13 protein-coding genes are annotated in these 17,605 nt (G+C 35.1%); 12 read left to right on the forward strand and 1 reads right to left on the reverse strand.

Annotated features, from left to right (window positions below):
- Nucleotides 1-43: 43 nt before the first annotated feature.
- The 4 genes from CJF12_RS13205 (at nt 44) to CJF12_RS13220 (ending at nt 4,484) form a co-directional block, all read left to right on the forward strand.
- Nucleotides 44-1,585 carry a glycine--tRNA ligase gene (locus CJF12_RS13205; protein WP_034680666.1) on the forward strand — a complete coding sequence of 514 codons (1,542 nt, stop codon included), beginning with the start codon at nt 44-46 and terminating at the stop codon, nt 1,583-1,585.
- Between the two features lie 215 nt (nt 1,586-1,800).
- Nucleotides 1,801-2,622, forward strand: a complete 822-nt coding sequence (locus tag CJF12_RS13210) for a hypothetical protein (RefSeq protein WP_034680669.1) — start codon at nt 1,801-1,803, stop codon at nt 2,620-2,622.
- Nucleotides 2,623-2,722: 100 nt separating this feature from the next.
- Nucleotides 2,723-3,862 (forward strand): serine hydrolase domain-containing protein, encoded by a 1,140-nt coding sequence (locus CJF12_RS13215; RefSeq protein WP_034680672.1) that lies wholly within the window; start codon nt 2,723-2,725, stop codon nt 3,860-3,862.
- Nucleotides 3,863-3,866: 4 nt separating this feature from the next.
- Complete coding sequence (locus CJF12_RS13220) at nt 3,867-4,484, forward strand: YdeI/OmpD-associated family protein (RefSeq protein ID WP_034680674.1); 618 nt, start codon at nt 3,867-3,869, stop codon at nt 4,482-4,484.
- Nucleotides 4,485-4,493: 9 nt separating this feature from the next.
- On the opposite strand, the gene CJF12_RS13225 is transcribed toward CJF12_RS13220, so the two are convergent.
- A complete protein-coding gene (locus CJF12_RS13225; protein ID WP_034680678.1) occupies nt 4,494-5,765 on the reverse strand; it encodes a Y-family DNA polymerase in 1,272 nt (423 codons plus the stop codon).
- 185 nt (nt 5,766-5,950) lie between these two features.
- On the opposite strand from CJF12_RS13225, the gene CJF12_RS13230 reads away from it, so the two are divergent.
- The 8 genes from CJF12_RS13230 to CJF12_RS13260 all read left to right on the forward strand — a co-directional run bounded on the left by CJF12_RS13230 (nt 5,951) and on the right by CJF12_RS13260 (nt 17,431).
- Nucleotides 5,951-6,451, forward strand: a complete 501-nt coding sequence (locus CJF12_RS13230) for a M15 family metallopeptidase (RefSeq protein WP_034680681.1) — start codon at nt 5,951-5,953, stop codon at nt 6,449-6,451.
- 170 nt (nt 6,452-6,621) lie between these two features.
- On the forward strand, nt 6,622-7,659 hold the full coding sequence (locus CJF12_RS13235) for a patatin-like phospholipase family protein (protein ID WP_034680683.1): 1,038 nt from the start codon (nt 6,622-6,624) through the stop codon (nt 7,657-7,659).
- 315 nt (nt 7,660-7,974) lie between these two features.
- Nucleotides 7,975-8,145 carry a hypothetical protein gene (locus CJF12_RS19940; RefSeq protein ID WP_157759859.1) on the forward strand — a complete coding sequence of 57 codons (171 nt, stop codon included), beginning with the start codon at nt 7,975-7,977 and terminating at the stop codon, nt 8,143-8,145.
- 284 nt (nt 8,146-8,429) lie between these two features.
- Entirely contained in the window at nt 8,430-9,251 is an 822-nt protein-coding gene (locus CJF12_RS13240; protein WP_034680685.1) for a hypothetical protein, read from the forward strand.
- A gap of 16 nt (nt 9,252-9,267) precedes the next feature.
- Complete coding sequence (locus CJF12_RS20235) at nt 9,268-12,963, forward strand: hypothetical protein (RefSeq protein ID WP_228379029.1); 3,696 nt, start codon at nt 9,268-9,270, stop codon at nt 12,961-12,963.
- A gap of 277 nt (nt 12,964-13,240) precedes the next feature.
- Nucleotides 13,241-14,722: a hypothetical protein gene (locus tag CJF12_RS13250; RefSeq protein WP_034680687.1), complete on the forward strand. Its 1,482-nt coding sequence runs from the start codon at nt 13,241-13,243 to the stop codon at nt 14,720-14,722.
- A gap of 70 nt (nt 14,723-14,792) precedes the next feature.
- Complete coding sequence (locus CJF12_RS13255; protein ID WP_051887144.1) at nt 14,793-17,105, forward strand: hypothetical protein; 2,313 nt, start codon at nt 14,793-14,795, stop codon at nt 17,103-17,105.
- On the forward strand, nt 17,102-17,431 hold the full coding sequence (locus CJF12_RS13260; protein ID WP_034680690.1) for a hypothetical protein: 330 nt from the start codon (nt 17,102-17,104) through the stop codon (nt 17,429-17,431). Before CJF12_RS13255 ends, CJF12_RS13260 begins: the two co-directional genes overlap by 4 nt.
- Nucleotides 17,432-17,605 lie beyond the last annotated feature (174 nt).

Raw genomic sequence — 17,605 nt, forward strand, 5'->3', positions numbered from 1 at the left:
GAATCCAAATTCATATTTTTGCACATTAGACGTTAAAAAAATTATGGCAAAGCAAGAAGATGTTTTCAAGAAAGTGATTTCTCACGCTAAAGAGTATGGTTTTATTTTCCCTTCCAGTGAGATCTATGATGGTTTATCCGCTGTTTATGATTATGGGCAAAATGGTGCTGAACTGAAAAATAATATCAAACAATATTGGTGGAAAGCTATGGTACAGCTTAACGAAAATATTGTGGGTATTGATTCGGCCATCCTTATGCACCCTACTACCTGGAAAGCCTCAGGCCACGTAGACGCTTTCAATGATCCATTGATTGACAATAAAGATTCAAAAAAACGTTTCAGAGCTGACGTTTTGGTAGAAGACTATTGCGCCAAAATTGAAGACAAGGAAAACAAAGAGATTGAAAAGGCAGCCAAAAGATTCGGAGATTCTTTTGATAAGGCTCAGTTTGAAGCTACTAATCCAAAAATTTTAGAATACAGAGCAAAAAGAGAGGCTATTCTTTCAAGATTAGCAAAATCTCTGGAGAACGAAGATCTTGCTGATGTAAAAGCCTTGATTGAGGAACTTGAAATTGCAGATCCTGATACAGGTTCTAAAAACTGGACTGATGTAAGACAGTTCAACCTAATGTTTGGAACTAAACTCGGAGCTTCTGCAGAAAATGCGATGGATCTTTATTTAAGACCAGAAACAGCTCAGGGTATCTTTGTTAACTTCTTAAATGTACAAAAAACATCACGTCACAGACTTCCTTTTGGTATTGCCCAAATTGGTAAGGCATTCAGAAACGAGATCGTTGCAAGACAGTTTATTTTCAGAATGCGTGAATTTGAACAAATGGAAATGCAATTCTTTGTAGCTCCGGGAACAGAGCTTGAATTCTACGAACAGTGGAAAACCAAACGTCTGAACTGGCACCTTGCTTTAGGTTTAGGAGACAGCAATTACAGATTCCATGACCATGAAAAGCTGGCACATTACGCTAACGCTGCAGCTGATATCGAATTTAATTTCCCGTTTGGATTCAAAGAATTAGAAGGTATTCACTCAAGAACTGATTTCGATTTAAAAGCTCATGAAAAGCATTCAGGAAGAAAACTTCAGTTCTTCGATCCGGAAAGAAATGAAAACTACGTTCCTTATGTAGTAGAAACTTCTGTGGGTCTGGACAGATTATTCCTTTCCATATTCTCTCACTGTTTAAAAGACGAAGTACTGGAAGATGGCTCTGAAAGAACCGTATTATCCCTACCTCCGGCTTTAGCTCCAGTGAAGGCAGCCATTCTTCCATTGATGAAGAAAGATGGTTTGGCAGAGTATGCTGAGAAAATATTCAATGATCTGAAATATGATTTCAACTTATTCTATGAAGAAAAAGATGCTATTGGAAAACGATACAGAAGACAGGATGCCATCGGTACTCCTTATTGTATTACGGTAGACCATGATTCCCTTAACGATCATACGGTAACGATACGAGACAGAGATACAATGCAGCAGGAAAGAGTTCCGGTATCTGAGCTCAGAAGGATCATCGATGAGAAAACCAATTTCAGAAATTTACTTTCGAAAATATAAATATTATAAGGAGGCTGTTTCACTTTTGAGACAGCCTCTTTTTTATTTTGGTGACGAAATTCCCCCATAAAATATTCGGGCATTTATATGGAGAATGATCTATTCTCTAACTTTATCAATCTGATAATCCTATTTTTGGCTTTTGACATCTGTTCTTTTTACTTAATATCAAATAAATTAGTATTTTTGGCAGAATTTGAATTAAAATGATAACCATGAAAAAACTATTTATTTCGTCGCTGGTTTTAGCAGCGATGTCAAGTTGCGGTTCTTCGGATGATACTTTACCTGAAGTAAACAACAACAACAATGGAGGCACACCTCTTCTTTTAACAAAAGCCACTGAAGTTACAGATGACGGACAAACATACACAGTACAGTTTAAGTATGATGGTGATCGTTTAATCGAGTCATACAATAATGTTGAACAGGAGAAAACAGTTTATACTTATAATGGGGATAATATTATCAAAACTGAAGACTATGAGGCTGGTGTCATGAAAATGATGCGCGAATTCACTTATACCAACGGTAGAGTGAGTTCTGAAAAGGTAACCAATAAAAATGCCGGAACGCTGGTATATACAAAAGCCTTTCAATACATAAGTGCAACTCATGTTAAGTTTAACGAATACTCAAGTTCTACGTTTAACCCATCAACAGGGGTACACTCTGATATTAAATTTTCACAGAACGATGTACAGCTGTCATCTGGAGGTAATATTGCAACAATGGTATCTGTTGATAATGGAAGAACAACAACCTCTACCTATAATTACGATACCAAGAACCATCCTATGAAAAATATAAGAGGGTACTTAAAAATAGATTTATTTTATTTAAGTGATGGTGAATTGGGATACAATAATCTACTCAATATGAGCAGTAATTATTCCGGAACAGTTTCCGGAAGTCTTGGGTCTACTGCTACGCATACTTATAATGCCAATAACTTTCCTACAAAAACGGTTATGAACTATACATCTACTACATTCCCTGCAAGTTCAACGACTTATACTTATGAGTATAATCAATAATTTTATGCCGTTTTCAAAATATTTAGCCTTGATTTTTTCAAGGCTTTTTTTATATCCTTTTTTTAAATAGATTTGTTTTTAAACCAATTCCGATATATTTATGGGACTGCTTATTTTGCAAGGCTTTTTAATTTGTATTATCGTGCTGATTATCCTTATGTATATTCTGGGATACGGCTACTTGTTTAATGGGATTTCTAAAACCTACCTGAGGGGGAAATTAAGTGCCAACATTGATGATGGAAAACTCTTTACCAGCAATCCAATTACGACTGAAAGCCCTAGGCTCTGGGAAGAAGACCCTTTGTATAATAAAATAGAATTGCCCAAAAACATTCTTGATGATTTAACTCATTCTAACACCGCTTCCTTTTTAGTCATTAAAGACGGAAAACTAATTCATGAGCAATATTGGAACGGATATACTCAGCTTTCCAAAACCAATTCTTTCTCTATGGCCAAAGCGGTTACAGTAATGCTTTTGGGAAAAGCCCTGGAGGAGGGTAAAATAAAAAATATTGATGAAAAGTTTACCGATTTCTTTGAAGATTTTAAACAGAAAAAATTCGGAACTGATCTGACATTAAAAAATCTGGCGCAAATGGAAGCAGCTCTGGATTGGGATGAGGATTACAAAAACCCTTTTCTTCCCAACGCGAAAGCTTATTATGGAAGAAGCCTTGCCAAAGCAGCTTTTTCCAGAAAGCTTACTGCAGAACCCGGTAAACAATTTGAATATCAAAGCGGAGCTACTCAGCTATTAGGTTTTGCCATTCAAAAAGCGGTTAACCAGACATTGGCAAGTTATCTATCCGAAAAGTTCTGGACTCCATTGGGGATGGAACAAAATGCGGAATGGAGTACGGACGAAAGCGGAATGGAAAAAACATACTGCTGTATTCATTCCAATGCAAGAGATTTCGCTAAGCTAGGGCAGCTATTTCTCGATAATGGAAAGGCAGATGATGTCCAGGTGCTTAATTCCGATTTTATTGAACAAATGAGAACTCCTACCGAAAACTCAGAAGACATTTATGGGATGGGGCTTTGGATTAACCACGACAATCCAATAAAGCATTACTACTTTTTAGGCCTTCAGGGGCAATATATCATCATGGTTCCGGATCACAAGATGGTTATTGTAAGAACCGGAAGCTATGAAAACTTACCTAAGAATGACAGAGGAAGACCTGATCAGGTAAAATTTCTAGTCAACGAAACCGTACAACTATTTCAGTAAAAAGATGGAAAAATACAGCCAAAAAATCGACGAATACATTGAAAAATCCCAGGATTTTGCGAAGCCTATTTTAAATTACATCCGTGAAACCGTTCATGAGTTCTGTCCGGATGTTGAAGAAACGATGAAATGGAATTTTCCTCATTTTATCTACAAAGGAAAGAATCTTTGTGCGATGGCTTCATTTAAGCAACATTGTACTTTTGGATTCTGGTTGGAAAAAGAAATGAAAACGATGCGGGAAACCACCCGGGATATTGAAAAAAACTCGATGTTCAGCCTGGGCAAAATCACAAAAATTCAGGATCTCCCTTCAAAACCTCAGCTAAAAAAAGCGATATTGGAAGCAATGGAACTTAATGATATGGGAGTTACTCTTAAAAAAGCACCTGTTTCCAAAACCGAAGCTATAATTCATGAAGACTTTCAAAAAGCATTAAACGATCATAAAAAAGCATTGGAGGTTTTCCACAACGCCTCTCTTTCTTTCAGAAAAGAATATGCGCTATGGATTTCGGAGGCCAAAACGGAGGCCACAAGAAATAAAAGAATAGAACAGGCTTTGGAATGGATTGCAGGAGGAAAAGGAAGAAACTGGAAATATGAGAAAAAACCTTCTTAACCTAAAATCTTAGTGGAATCTGAAATTAGCTTCAGGAAGCGTATTATTTTTTAAAAAAGTTTCATACTCGGGAGATAGTTTTGCGCGTCCAAAAGTGTTTTCCCCACTCATACTTCCGAGACGAACTTTATCCTTTCCAAACTTTTTATTCATAGCATCCATCGCTCTCATTACTGGCAAATGCTGATTTTGTGTATCTTCTTCAAATAAACTGATCAGCCTCTCGCTTTCAGGAACAAAATCATTGACAATTACTCCGGCTTTCTTATAATGAAATCCTTGTTTATAAATAAGCTCGAAAAGCTCATTCACCACTCTCCCAATAAGAATAGATGAGTTCGTAGGATTGGGAAGAACCTGAGTAATGGCTTTTTTATATTCCGGAAGGTCTTTTCTGAATCGATTGGTCTGTACAAAAACCGTAATCATTTTACAACAGGTATTTTGCTTTCTCAGCCGTTCAGAACAATACATCCCAAAAGTCTCCACCCGCTCTCTTACTTCCTCTTTTTCAGTCAGCATCTCCATAAAACTGCGGGTAACAGCAATAGATTTTTTCGGTGATGCCGCTTCAAGCTCCAGCTGTCGGATTCCTTTTAATTCATTGATCATTCTTATGCCGTGAATTCCCATCACCTTTTTAATCCATATTTCGGGCTTCTGAAGCAAATCCCATGCTTTATAAACCCCGTTATCATTCATTTTCACGCACAGCTTTCTTCCAATACCCCATACATCTGCAATATCAAGCCATTTTAATGCTTTCTCAATTTTTTCCTGCGTGTCCAGGGCGTAAACTCCATTAAATCTTTCAGGATATTCCTTCACTATTCTGTTCGCCACTTTGCATAGCATCTTTGTCGGAGCAAGGCCTATGCTTACCGGAATATGAACCTCCTCCTGAATCTTATTCCTGATTTCAAGACAATACTCTTCTATATTTACATATTTAAAACCGTTCAGATCCAGGAAAAGCTCATCAATACTATAAATTTCATGGTCAGTAACATATGATTTGGCAATATTCATTACCTCCTGACTTTTAAAATTGTATAGTTCAAATTTGGCAGAAAAGCTTTTGACATCATGTTCTTTAAAAAGTGCTTTATATTTAAATGCAGGAGCTGCCATTGGAATTCCCAGAGCTTTGGCTTCTTTGCTTCTTGACACAACACATCCATCGTTGTTAGAAAGTACCACAACGGGTTTGTTTTCAAGAGCAGGATCTAAAGTCCTTTCACATGAAACAAAGAAATTATTGCAATCCACCAGAGCGTACATGATCAGATAATGACTATTTTATTATGCAAAATTATACTATTTAAAGAATAAAATTATGATTTATTTTAAAATTAACATTCATTATAACAAATTGATTACAAGAGTATTAAATTTATTTATATACGTCAAGTTTTGTCGTTCCCCACTCCTACTTTTGTTTTCCAAAAACACTAAAATTGACAATTATGGATCGAGTGACTTTAGAAAGAATAGAAAAGCTTCACCCTTTAGTAAGGGAGGAGGCAAAACAGATTATCAAAGCATGTGATGAAGCTCTTACCGGAAGAGCTAAGATTAGAATAACCCAAGGATTACGTTCTTTTGAAGAACAGGAAAGGCTTTATGCGATCGGAAGATTAACCACGGGAAGGAAAGTTACCAATGCCAAAGCCGGCCAGAGTATTCACAACTATGGGCTTGCTGTTGATATCTGCCTAATCATTGATGGAAAAACAGCCAGTTGGGACACAGCAAAAGACTGGGATAATGATGGTGTAGCCGATTGGTATGAATGTGTGAAAGTTTTTGCCAAATATGGATGGGATTGGGGCGGAAACTGGAAGACATTTAAAGACCTTCCCCATTTTGAAAAAAAGAACATTCCAACCCAAAAAGGTCTTATAAAAACCACTTGGAGAACATTAGCCAAAATGCCCAGAGACAGGAACGGATACATTATATTTTAATTCTCCATTGTTTGAAAATAATTAAAATACGACAAGTTCTGTCGCTTCCTCAGCCTACCTTTGCTTTAGAAGAAAACCCTAAGAATGATGAAATATTTATGACAAAAACATTGTTTCTATTTCAGGATTGTATGTATCCTTTTAATGATTAATTAATAAAAAAACATCCTATGAAAAAGACAACCATTCTTTCTTTAGACGGAGGCGGAATAAGAGGTATCATCACCTGTATTATTTTACGCTACATAGAAGAGCAGCTCCAATATTATGATAAACCAAGCGCAAAACTTGGAGATTATTTTGATTTGGTTGCGGGAAGCAGTACAGGAGGATTAATCGCATCAATTATTCTTTGTCCTGATGAACACCGAAAAGCAAAATACTCTATTCAAAAAGGATTAGAATTATATGCTGAAAAAGGTGGTGACATATTCCAGGTTTCTTTTTGGGAGAAACTGGTCAATCCATTTGGATTATTGAATGAAAAGATTTCACAGGAAGCCCTTCAAAAAAATCTGAATGATTTTTTTGGACATCTTGAACTTAAAGAATTAATAAAACCATGTTTAATTACGAGCTATGATATAGAAAATAGAAGAGCGAAACTTTTCAACTCTTGGGAAGCAAGCTTAAGTACAGATAATTTTTATGTAAAGGATGTTTGCCGGGCAACATCTGCAGCACCTACTTATTTTAGCCCTGTTCAGATCAAGTCAATGTATGGACAGCTATTCAGCCTTATAGATGGCGGTATGTTTGCAAACAACCCTGCTCTCTGTGCTTACGCAGAAGCCAGAAAAATTCCTTTTGCCGAAGTTTTGAAAAATCATCAAAAAGCCAATCATCCGATAGTGAACGATATGATTATAGTATCTATTGGAACAGGAATCGAATCCCGTAGCTATTCGTTTAAAAAACTACAGAAAGCAGGAAAGATTGGCTGGGTGGGGCCAATTATCGATATTCTTATGTCTGCTAATGCAGAAACTGTAGACTATCAACTGTCTCAAATGTTCCAGACTTTAGGGCAAAGAAATCAGAAAAATTACTTTCGCATCAACCCGTCTTTGAAAAATGCGTCGACTGCGATGGATAACGTCAGACGTTCCAATATTGAAAACCTGATACAGGCAGGATTAAGTTATATAGATGATAACAGAGAGATGTTGAACCAAATTGTTCAAAAGCTAATCAGAAACAAAATATAATCTATTTAGCTTATAATTAACCAATATAAGGTAAAAAGCTTATATCAATGATTTCTTTTTAGAAAAAATATTATGCATCTGGCTTCTCGTCTATCAAAATTATCCTCAGTCTATTATATGAGAATCCCTTTTAAATGAAGAAAAATAAATATAATAAGAATTATAACACGACGAGTTTTGACGCCCCTCTCTTGTACTTTTGAAATATAAACAACAACACAAAAACAATCTTTAAAAGCTTTTAAAAAACTATTGAATTCAACATTCTCAAATGCTGGACAGCCAGAAATATGTTCACATTTTAAAACACCAAATATGGAAACACCAAATCACAACCCAGATATAATCTTCGATAAAGAGCCCTACACCATTGAGTGGAGTGACATCGAAAACGTAGAGATCGATTATGAAAATTATCTCAAAGACATTGAACTCTTTTTTAAAGAGGATTTTCAAAATGATATTCTTGAAGAAGACATGTACTAATAATTAAATAACCCCATATAAATCAAGTTCCGCTGTTATCCGGTACCACCTTCTCATTTACCAATCTACCAAACACAGTTATTATAATCTCGTTAGTCCCTGAGCTTACTACTCAATGATATCGGATAACCGGAACTTTTAATTAATACCAAAAGACCAGAAATGAAATGAATTAAAAATCAGAAATTAATGTGAACCCAACCGTAATCACTCAAAAAAAGTACAACAAAATGAAGCAGTATAACAAAAAGAAGTTTCAAATATTAATCTTTTAAACAAATTTGATGAAAACAAAACAAGAACTCAAACAGTATTTTAAAAATGGGGACATTCCCAATCAGGAACAGTTTTGGGCATGGCAGGACTCGTATTGGCATAAAGATGACAAGATCTTTATAGAGCATGTTGAAGGCTTAAAAACAACATTAAACAACAAATTAAATAAGCCTTCCGGAACAGGCTTTTATTTTCTCAGTCAGAACGGAGACATCAGTAATTTTCAAAAAATAGATATCCAATCTTATTATCTTTTATATTGGAACGGTTCCAACTTCGCCAAAAGTAATATTTATTACAACAATGATAAAATAGGGATAGGAACCAACACAATTCTTACTGAAGCATTAGAGGTCAATGGAAACATTAAGACCACTGGGCTAATTGCAACCGGGCTATCTAATGAACAAGGAAACAGTGACTTCAATAAAAACATTATTGCCAAAGCTGATGGAACTTTGGCCTGGGAAGATAAAACTATAGGCAGATTACCGTTTTACTCCCCTCGCGAACAAGCTACCGGAGAAAAGTGGATCGATAACAAACCTATTTATAGAACGACAGTCTCCTTCGACAGAATACCTTCTAATGGAGAGATTAATCTTTTAAAGAATTTCAGTGATAATATTGAAACAATCGTTTCCAATCAAATGTTTACCAAATGGTTAGCTAGAGACATTAAATTCGCTGGCAATCAATGGCAAGGGCAAGTGTTCATTACCGTTCAACCCGATATCGTAAAAATCAAGGATGTAAGAACAACAGATTATGACTACTCCCTTATTGATTCATTCATCCTTACTCTTGAGTACACAAAGAAAACAGACTAGTAAATACAAGCACACAATGGCAACAAATAATAAAAGTAATGATGCACAAACTCTTTTCAGGTTTGTAAGCATCAGAAATCCACAGTTAACAGAAACTAAAAAAGAAAACCTGGGCTTTATCCACAGACCCAGTAACATCAAAGGTTACTTTGATGATAAGATTAATCCCAATGATACAGCATTAGCAAAATTCCAAACCCTTGAAAGAGCTTCTAAAGGATTCAATTCAACAGAATACCAAAGTGAGTTACAGATTGAAGCCGGAAATTTATCTGAAGCCCTTAAGCTAGGCCGTAAAATAGCCAAGAAGCAAAAGCTTTCTTCCAGTGATGAAAATATGGCTAAAACGTTATACAACAATAGTGATATCAAAGCCAAACTTAAAGAAATCTGGGATAATTTAATCTATCAAACAGTTACAGAAAATAATTTTTACGTAAAAGAAGCCTTAGTTCATATTCTAAAAGCACTTCATTTCGGATATGCCTGTGATTCAGCTGTAACACCAGAATTGGCAAAAATCAATGGAACCGATTTAAAAGCTAAAGCATTAGAAGCCAGAATTGTTCTACCGATGAGATTTTTTGGTGATGGATATGAAGGAGAAAACCCAACGATAACAAGTGGTAATGCCTTTCAAGTTAATGTATCAAAAATTGGAGATGGTGTCATTAACGGTTCGGGCCTTTCCTCATCTACGCAGGAACAGCTAAAAGCCGAAGGGAAAAGAATCTCCGAACTATCCAACCTTTATTTTGAGAAAGGGGCTTTAGAGAAATTAAAAACAGAATTAGAAAAAATTCAAAGTTTTTATATTAAAGCTAAAAACAAAGCGTATGAATCCGCTTATGCAGCTTATATGGCTGAACATGGACAAAAAATCAGTGACTATAATATCAAATTAGCTGAAATCAGATCTCAGATCAAAGAAGGCATGACCCCTGAAGAGATTGAAAAATTATATGCAGGATTAAAAGAGCTGGATGTTCCACCTTTTACTTTTACCTATAAAAATGAATTGAATTTTGAAGATTTTAAGGCAAAGCTTTCACTAGATTCACTCAAACTATTTGTTACGATTTTTACCCACTTAGAAAGTGGAGAAATGCCGGCAGAAGGACTTGATTTTTCTTCCATAACTGTAATTTCAGACAGAAAATTACAAGTAGGCCGTGTAACGGTTGAAATGACTGAAGAATATGATACCTACCCTGAGCTTTTTGATCGCTTGGATGATGAAAGCTTATCAAATACAAAAGAATTATTTAAAAAATCGCCTCTACAGGAGCAGGTTTATCTTAATCTGGGAAATGTCCTGGTTCCGGTTAGCAATTCCTCAAACAGGCTTTCTCAGGTTATTTCAAGGACGTATTATCTTATAGCGAATTACAATCCTTTGCACTCCAGAACTCCAGCCTCTTTCACTTTTTATTACCAGGCAGAAAGTAATTCCTGGGGGTTAGGAACTGCAAAAATAACGGCTACTACAGATTTTGGAAGTTTTGAAGAAACATTCTCAAATATCAATATTGTAGATAATAAAATAACCTTGCCTCCATTTTTAGTGGATAAGTTTGGAAAATCAATCAAATATCTTAGAATCCAAATTTACTTTAACAATGGTCAGGAGGCTACTTTAACACTTTCAGATGTAGTCATTAACCAATCATATACTGGTATTTTATATACTGAAAAAACCGCAGATGAACCTCAAGATCCGGAGGAAACCAGCTCAGCGCCTCAATCCGGAACGTTTTATCCTAAACATTTCGGTGTAAAAAGACTAGGTATTGCCGATTATCTTAAGGTGGTACAGAGCACCCATGCCTATGTTCCGGGAGAGGTTACTCATATTGAGAATGTAATGGCCAAAGAGTTTAAGCAGAAGTCTACAAGAAGATTAAGAAGAAGTGAAATACAAACCACGACCTCAAAATCTACAGAAAGAGAAAACCTAAGCGATACAACAACAACGACCAGAAATGATATGCAGTCTGAGACAGCCAATGTTATTCAGCAGTCAATCAGTACAGAGGCTCATTTCAGATATGGAGGAATGGGGAAACCCTTCGAGGTAGGAGGAAGCTTTGCATCCAACAATGCCAGAGAAAACAGCACCCGACAAGCTGTAGCCAAATCTCAGGAAATTACTGAAAAAGCTACAGAAAGAATTCTCACAAAGGTTGCGGAGGAAAGAATTGACAAGATTATCGAAGAATTTGAAGAAAATAATGCACACGGTTTTGATAATAGAGATGGAGATAAGCATGTAGTAGGGATTTACAGATGGGTTGATAAGAAAATGAAAAACCAGATCTACAATTATGGAAAACGAAGCATGTTCGAATTCATGATCCCGGAGCCGGCAAAATTACACACGCTAGCAACAGCTGCCTCTGTAACAGAAACCTTAACAGCACCAATCGATCCAAGGAATGCTCCCCAGCCAAGAACAATGAAATCTCCGAAGGAGGCTACAATGGAACAACTCCAATACTGGGCAGGTATATACAATATAAAACTGACGGAGCTTCCTGAGGTTACTAAAAAAGTCTCCATCGGACTGCAATGGATAAAATTGAATGGAGACAACGGATATAAGCAGCTTGCTTTGGGAATTCCAGACAATTACCAGGCCAGCCATGTAAAAATGTGGTATGGTTTTGAAAGAAACAGAGCAGGAACAAGCACCTTATACACAAGTAATTTTAATGGAGGTATGGCTCCTTTTTCTACAAGAAACAGATCTATAGACGGTATTGCAGAATTTAGTCCGCAGAACGTTACCGGCTCTTACAATTTCGTGTATCAGGGATCCAACATAGATTCTGTCAATTTTAGTTTTGAAATTACCTGTAAACTTTCAGATGCTTTTATGGAGGTATGGAAGCAGGAAAACTTTGACGCTATTATAAAAGCTTATGAAGAAGCTTATGCCTTATTTCTTGAAAAGCAAAAAGAATTTGAGGAAAAAGCAAAAGAACAGGAAGAGCAAAACAAAGAAAAGCTTTCCAACTTTTACCGTGATATGGAAAGGGTTGTTCTTAAGCATAACTGTATTGCATTTTTACTTCAAGATTATTCTGCATTAGGGAAAAATCTTACCAACAATGGAAAAACCATGCAAGATTTCAGCATCATTCTGGATGGTAGTCTTGATCAGTATACTGCATTAGCCAAATTTATAGAGCAGGCATTTGAATGGAGTATTATGGATTATACCTTCTATCCTTATTATTGGGCTAATCGTAATGAATGGCAGAAAATGTATTTGTCCGAGAGCGCAGACCCATTATTCAGAAGTTTCTTACAGGCAGGTATGGCTAGGGTCATTGTAACCGTAAACCCTGGGTTTGAAGATGCTGTACAGTTTTTCCTTTCAACCGGAAGAATCTGGAACGGTGGCGAAGTTCCTGTAATCGGAGACCCTATGTATATGAGTATCGTTGATGAAATGCGCGAACCCGTTGGATTAAAACAGGGCAAAGCCTGGATTACCACTTTACCTACCTCTCTTAATATCCTTCAAGAAGGTTCCGCAGGCTTACAAACCCTCACAGCATTGCCATTTACTGAAGAAAATCCGGAGGAGTTTGAAGTTCCATCCGATGTTGTAACAGAAGACGTCCATTTTAAAAAGAACAATAACCTACTTGGAGTTCAGGGACCTGGCACATCTTCGGAAAAAATCATCTCAGGAGACTGGGAATAATATCTAACTATATAAGCTTGAGATCGTTTTAAGAGATTATAGAAGCTTGAAGCAGGAAGCTAGAGGTTATTATTGGACTGATAATCTCCGAGAGTTATCCTAAATTTTGATGAAGTTTCCTTAAAAAATCAATAAAATTAGGCATAGCTATTCTTTCGGACCTCAATAACTTCCTTCTTCCAGCCTCAAGCTCCCCAACTCTCTTATAAAGATTGAAATTTCTTAACCTGAACTCAAGTCAACTATAAATCAACCAAATACTAAAAAATAAACAAATATGTCCAATATAGGAAAAATCATAAGGGTGAATGCATTACCTCCCGAGGGAGAAAGACAAAAAAATGTTATTTACCAGGTAGCTGAACCAGGGTCAACTACTTACAAAGACTATGCTATTGATGAAAGCGGAGATATGAAAACTCCAACAGCAGGTGTGCAGCCAGAAGACCTGAAAGATACTCTGGTTAATATTACGGACCCTGATTTATTAACAGCAGGAATTACCACTCAAAAAGAATACAATATCCATACCGGAGAAAGGCTGAAAAACAAAATAGATCAACCCTCCACAAATGGAAACGTTCAGGATTATCCAAGTGTTCTAGGATTAGACCAGAATGGAAATACAGCGAAACTTCCGGCAGGAGATTTAGGGAAAAACATTGCCAATTCATCTTTAACATCAATACCAGGTGCTGGATTGACATTAGGAGCAGACTGGGTAATTAATACTACCGGACTAAACTATTCAATCAAAGGATTAGCAGATGTTTCCAATGATTCATCGTTTAATATATTATTAGCTCAAAACTCTAATGGACGTGTAAGTAGATCTAATGGAAAACAACCTTTTCAGGCTCTTCCGGCATCATTAAATGATAATGAAAAAATTTCATGGCGAAACGGAATGCGTTTGTCGACTGAGGTTTACTCGACAGGGCAGCCAAGAATTGATAGCGTTATTCTTCCGTTCGTAGATAACTCTTTAACTTTTACCCAGTATATCACTCTGATTGGTTTGAATTTGTTTGTAGACAATCAGACCCCCAATGCCAGTCTTGTTATGAAACGAGTAAAAGATATTAATGGTAATGCTTTAACAACCCCTGAAGAATATAAGATTAATAATTTCAACGTTCTTCAAAACATGCCTAATATGCTAAACTTTGGGTTAAACTGGAGTACATATCCTCAGGGATACTACCAATTCTTTTGTACTCATAACTTACTGACCAATCTAAGTAGCCCAGAGCTTTTGGTAAAACAAGGAATTACTTTTACAGCTTTAACTCCTGTATGGCAAGATTTAGCAGGGGGGGCCAGCGTAGACAGTAGCAATAATATTGTATTAGGAAGTGCCGGCTCTGCACGAACAAATGTTCTGATCGATACTTCACAAATGACCAATGGCTTTGTAGTAAAATGTTCTGTTGCAACTAGTGTAGGTTCTAATGGAGCTAACTTCGCGGGGCATACTCGTTTTACCATGAAGGGTGATGATGGATTAGAGTATGGAGTTACATTAACTGGAAATTTAGATTTTTACCCTAATACAGTAGGGGGATTTACTACCAAAGTGGATGTATTATACATCTCCTATTATAACGGTTTGCTAACCTTAGCAGCCGAGGTCAATGGAAAGACCAGAGTATTTGCCGTTACCTCTATTCCCTCCACACCTCGATATTTTTATGCTCTTCGACAAGGTGGTGGAATCGGCTCATTTGTCGCAAAACCAACTGAATTATTATTACTATAAAAATAGTATGAATAACCATTAAAAAAGGCAGAGCCTAAAACTCTGCCTTTTAATTTTTAAAATTATTAAAATGAAAAACACAAAATACCAAGATGTTTTTGATTTTGGTGCAGAGGCTTTGTCGATAGAAAATAAATTTAATGGCTTCAATTTCCCAAACTCCCAAAATGCTCACAAAATTGGAGAAACGATAAGGGGAATGAGTAATGTAAGCCCATTGGCTACCGTAAAACTCTTCAACCAAACGTCTAAAGATCTTGTAACGAAATATTATCCGGATGCAAAAAAACTGCAGACTATAAATAGTACTTTGATTCTTGATGATACTATAAATAAAAATGGATTCTCTTTTTATAAATATGAATTTTTCTCAGATAGAAATAGAAATAATTTCATTAATAGTGGCGAAGAACTGGCTTTCAAATTATTATTATTTGTTTCCACTGATGGTAACAAGGTTAAAGAATGTTATGAAGCAGTAAAACCTAATGATGATGAAATAATTTTTTTCATAGAAACTGATGATGATACGTTAAGTAACGATGTCCTGTATGGAAGAGTTTCTGATAGTATAAAAAAAGCATACACCGATCAATCTTCCGGTAAACTATACAAGGCTTTCTTTGATGGCGATATCATGGAAACCATAAATAAATACGCAAGTAATGTTAATAAAGAGATTATAGAAGAGTTATTTCTTAGAGGTTTTATTGAAAAAAAAGGGGTTAAAGAAGGGATTTTCAATTTTCTTAGATATATTGTTCAAGGTATTTCTGCACCAGCAAAAATCTTAGGATGGATTCTTAATAAACTCGGTAATGGAATTGATTTTCTTCGTATTCCTGATTCATTATGGGATACAGAAAATCCTGAATATTTTTTCCAGAAAGATAAATTAATTCAGAGTTTAAGCATCCCAAAAGACAAGATAGAATTAATAAGAAATCTTTTCACAGATAAAAAAGGATTCGATTTATCTGATCTTAATCCCAAAGTAGTAAACGAAATAATTTTAAATCAAGTTTCAGTAATGGGAGATTTCGTTGAAAATTATAATAGTTATGTAAAAAACGAGATTGAAGATATTTTTAAGACACTTGAGTCTCCACAAATGCAAGAGCAAACAGATAATCTTGCGGAAAAAGTAGCTTTAATTTGTGGAATTTGGAATGGATTAATAGATTTTATTTCTTCCGTATTTAAGTTCTTTGGAAGTCTATTAGAAGCTCCTTTTAGTATCAGTAAAGATTTTCAACAAACTTTGGAAATGATTGACAATTTTTGGGATATCTTAAGAGATAAAAATCTTGTAAAAAATTTAAAAAATGCCATAAATGATGGAATAAAACAAATAGTAATATATCTAAAAAAACAGAACTTAGATGATATCAACTGGGTTAGAGTACATTATATTGGAGGCTTTACTATTTCCTTTGCAGGTACATTTTTTATCCCCATTGCAGATATTGCTAAAATTGGAGAAATTGGAAAAGTAGGGGAAATTTTAACAAAAATAAATTCAGAAATTGGTAAAACTATTAGTCAAACTGCTAAATTTGTAAAGATTGAAACAGCCCAAGCTTATCAAAAATCAAGTAAAGCACTAGAAAATTTATTAGCCCTTTTTAATGCTGGAGGCAAGAAGCTTCAAGATTTTATAAATAATTTATGGAAAAAAATAGCTGATTGGTTTTTGAAGAATAAAAAATTAGTTGAAGCAACTTGGATAAAAGCACAAAAAATATTTTCGAAAGAATCTAAATATGATGCTATATACAGAGATATTACAAAAAAATTCTTCATTCAAAATGTTGAAGTAATGTCTGAATCACAATTCTATAAATTGGCATCAAAAATAAAAGAAGCTTTTAAAATAGATATGTTAATTGTTGATAGAAACAATGAAAAATACAGTGAATTATTTAAACTCTGGCAAAATAACCCCATCTATGCTGTTTTTCATGAAAAAACCTTTATAAACACTCGCTATGGATTAGAATTAGAAGGTCCCGCTGTTTATTTTTTTAAAGGAATAGCAAGAGGATCCCATGTTGTGGAAATTACTGCTTATACAATGCAACATGAATTATTACATTTAAAATTATGGCATAAAATGGTAATAGAATTTCCAGAATTGACAAATTTATACCGAAAAATGCCACGTGTATTAGATGAGTTAAATGTAGTGGGTGAAATGTTAAAACAAAATACAAAAAAAGTTGGGAAATGGTCTTTAGAAGATATTCAAAATGACATTAATGTTATCAATGATACCCCTAAATGGAAACCTCACCTAAAAGAATATTTTGGCAAAGAAAATGTAGAAATCAACGATTTTAAAAATTGGGATTTAAGTAAATATTTAAAACAAGTAAAAGAATGATACATACGAAAAAACAAATTGAAGATCTAGTCCGCAAATTAATGAAAGACGTAAAGAGAAACTATTTGGAAAAAAATGAGATTTATATAAGTTTTGAAACAAATCATAAAATTCCTGTGTTAAACAAAGTTGTTAATAATTGCTGGCAAATTGCAGTAGATGTTCATGATGATCAATCTAACAAAGATGAGCCTGCTTCAATTTTACTTTATATAAATGATACCACGCTAGATTTTGAAGGATATCTAGACGGCTCTATGGGAAGACCTATTCCTTTATTGCCTAAAAAAGATTCTGACGGTATATTTTATTTAGATAAGTTTTAAGCTTTTTTAGAAGCATTACCTATTTTACTACATTAAGAATCCATAATTATCTTACAGTATTATGGATTGAAGAGAAATTTCCCCTAGCAAAATAAGATTAGCAAATCCTCTAGTTATGTGTTCATAGCTAGAGGACTTTTTATTTAATTTGAGCCACCGTTCAAGATAAATAGA

Source organism: Chryseobacterium piperi, assembly GCF_002285635.2.
In the GTDB taxonomy this organism is placed as follows: domain Bacteria; phylum Bacteroidota; class Bacteroidia; order Flavobacteriales; family Weeksellaceae; genus Chryseobacterium; species Chryseobacterium piperi.

Coding starts and splice junctions, on each gene's coding strand:
- CJF12_RS13205 (WP_034680666.1), top strand. CDS start 44: ATGGCAAAGCAAGAAGATGTTTTCAAGAAAGTGATTTCTCACGCTAAA.
- CJF12_RS13210 (WP_034680669.1), top strand. CDS start 1,801: ATGAAAAAACTATTTATTTCGTCGCTGGTTTTAGCAGCGATGTCAAGT.
- CJF12_RS13215 (WP_034680672.1), top strand. CDS start 2,723: ATGGGACTGCTTATTTTGCAAGGCTTTTTAATTTGTATTATCGTGCTG.
- CJF12_RS13220 (WP_034680674.1), top strand. CDS start 3,867: ATGGAAAAATACAGCCAAAAAATCGACGAATACATTGAAAAATCCCAG.
- CJF12_RS13225 (WP_034680678.1), bottom strand. CDS start 5,765: ATGTACGCTCTGGTGGATTGCAATAATTTCTTTGTTTCATGTGAAAGG.
- CJF12_RS13230 (WP_034680681.1), top strand. CDS start 5,951: ATGGATCGAGTGACTTTAGAAAGAATAGAAAAGCTTCACCCTTTAGTA.
- CJF12_RS13235 (WP_034680683.1), top strand. CDS start 6,622: ATGAAAAAGACAACCATTCTTTCTTTAGACGGAGGCGGAATAAGAGGT.
- CJF12_RS19940 (WP_157759859.1), top strand. CDS start 7,975: ATGGAAACACCAAATCACAACCCAGATATAATCTTCGATAAAGAGCCC.
- CJF12_RS13240 (WP_034680685.1), top strand. CDS start 8,430: ATGAAAACAAAACAAGAACTCAAACAGTATTTTAAAAATGGGGACATT.
- CJF12_RS20235 (WP_228379029.1), top strand. CDS start 9,268: ATGGCAACAAATAATAAAAGTAATGATGCACAAACTCTTTTCAGGTTT.
- CJF12_RS13250 (WP_034680687.1), top strand. CDS start 13,241: ATGTCCAATATAGGAAAAATCATAAGGGTGAATGCATTACCTCCCGAG.
- CJF12_RS13255 (WP_051887144.1), top strand. CDS start 14,793: ATGAAAAACACAAAATACCAAGATGTTTTTGATTTTGGTGCAGAGGCT.
- CJF12_RS13260 (WP_034680690.1), top strand. CDS start 17,102: ATGATACATACGAAAAAACAAATTGAAGATCTAGTCCGCAAATTAATG.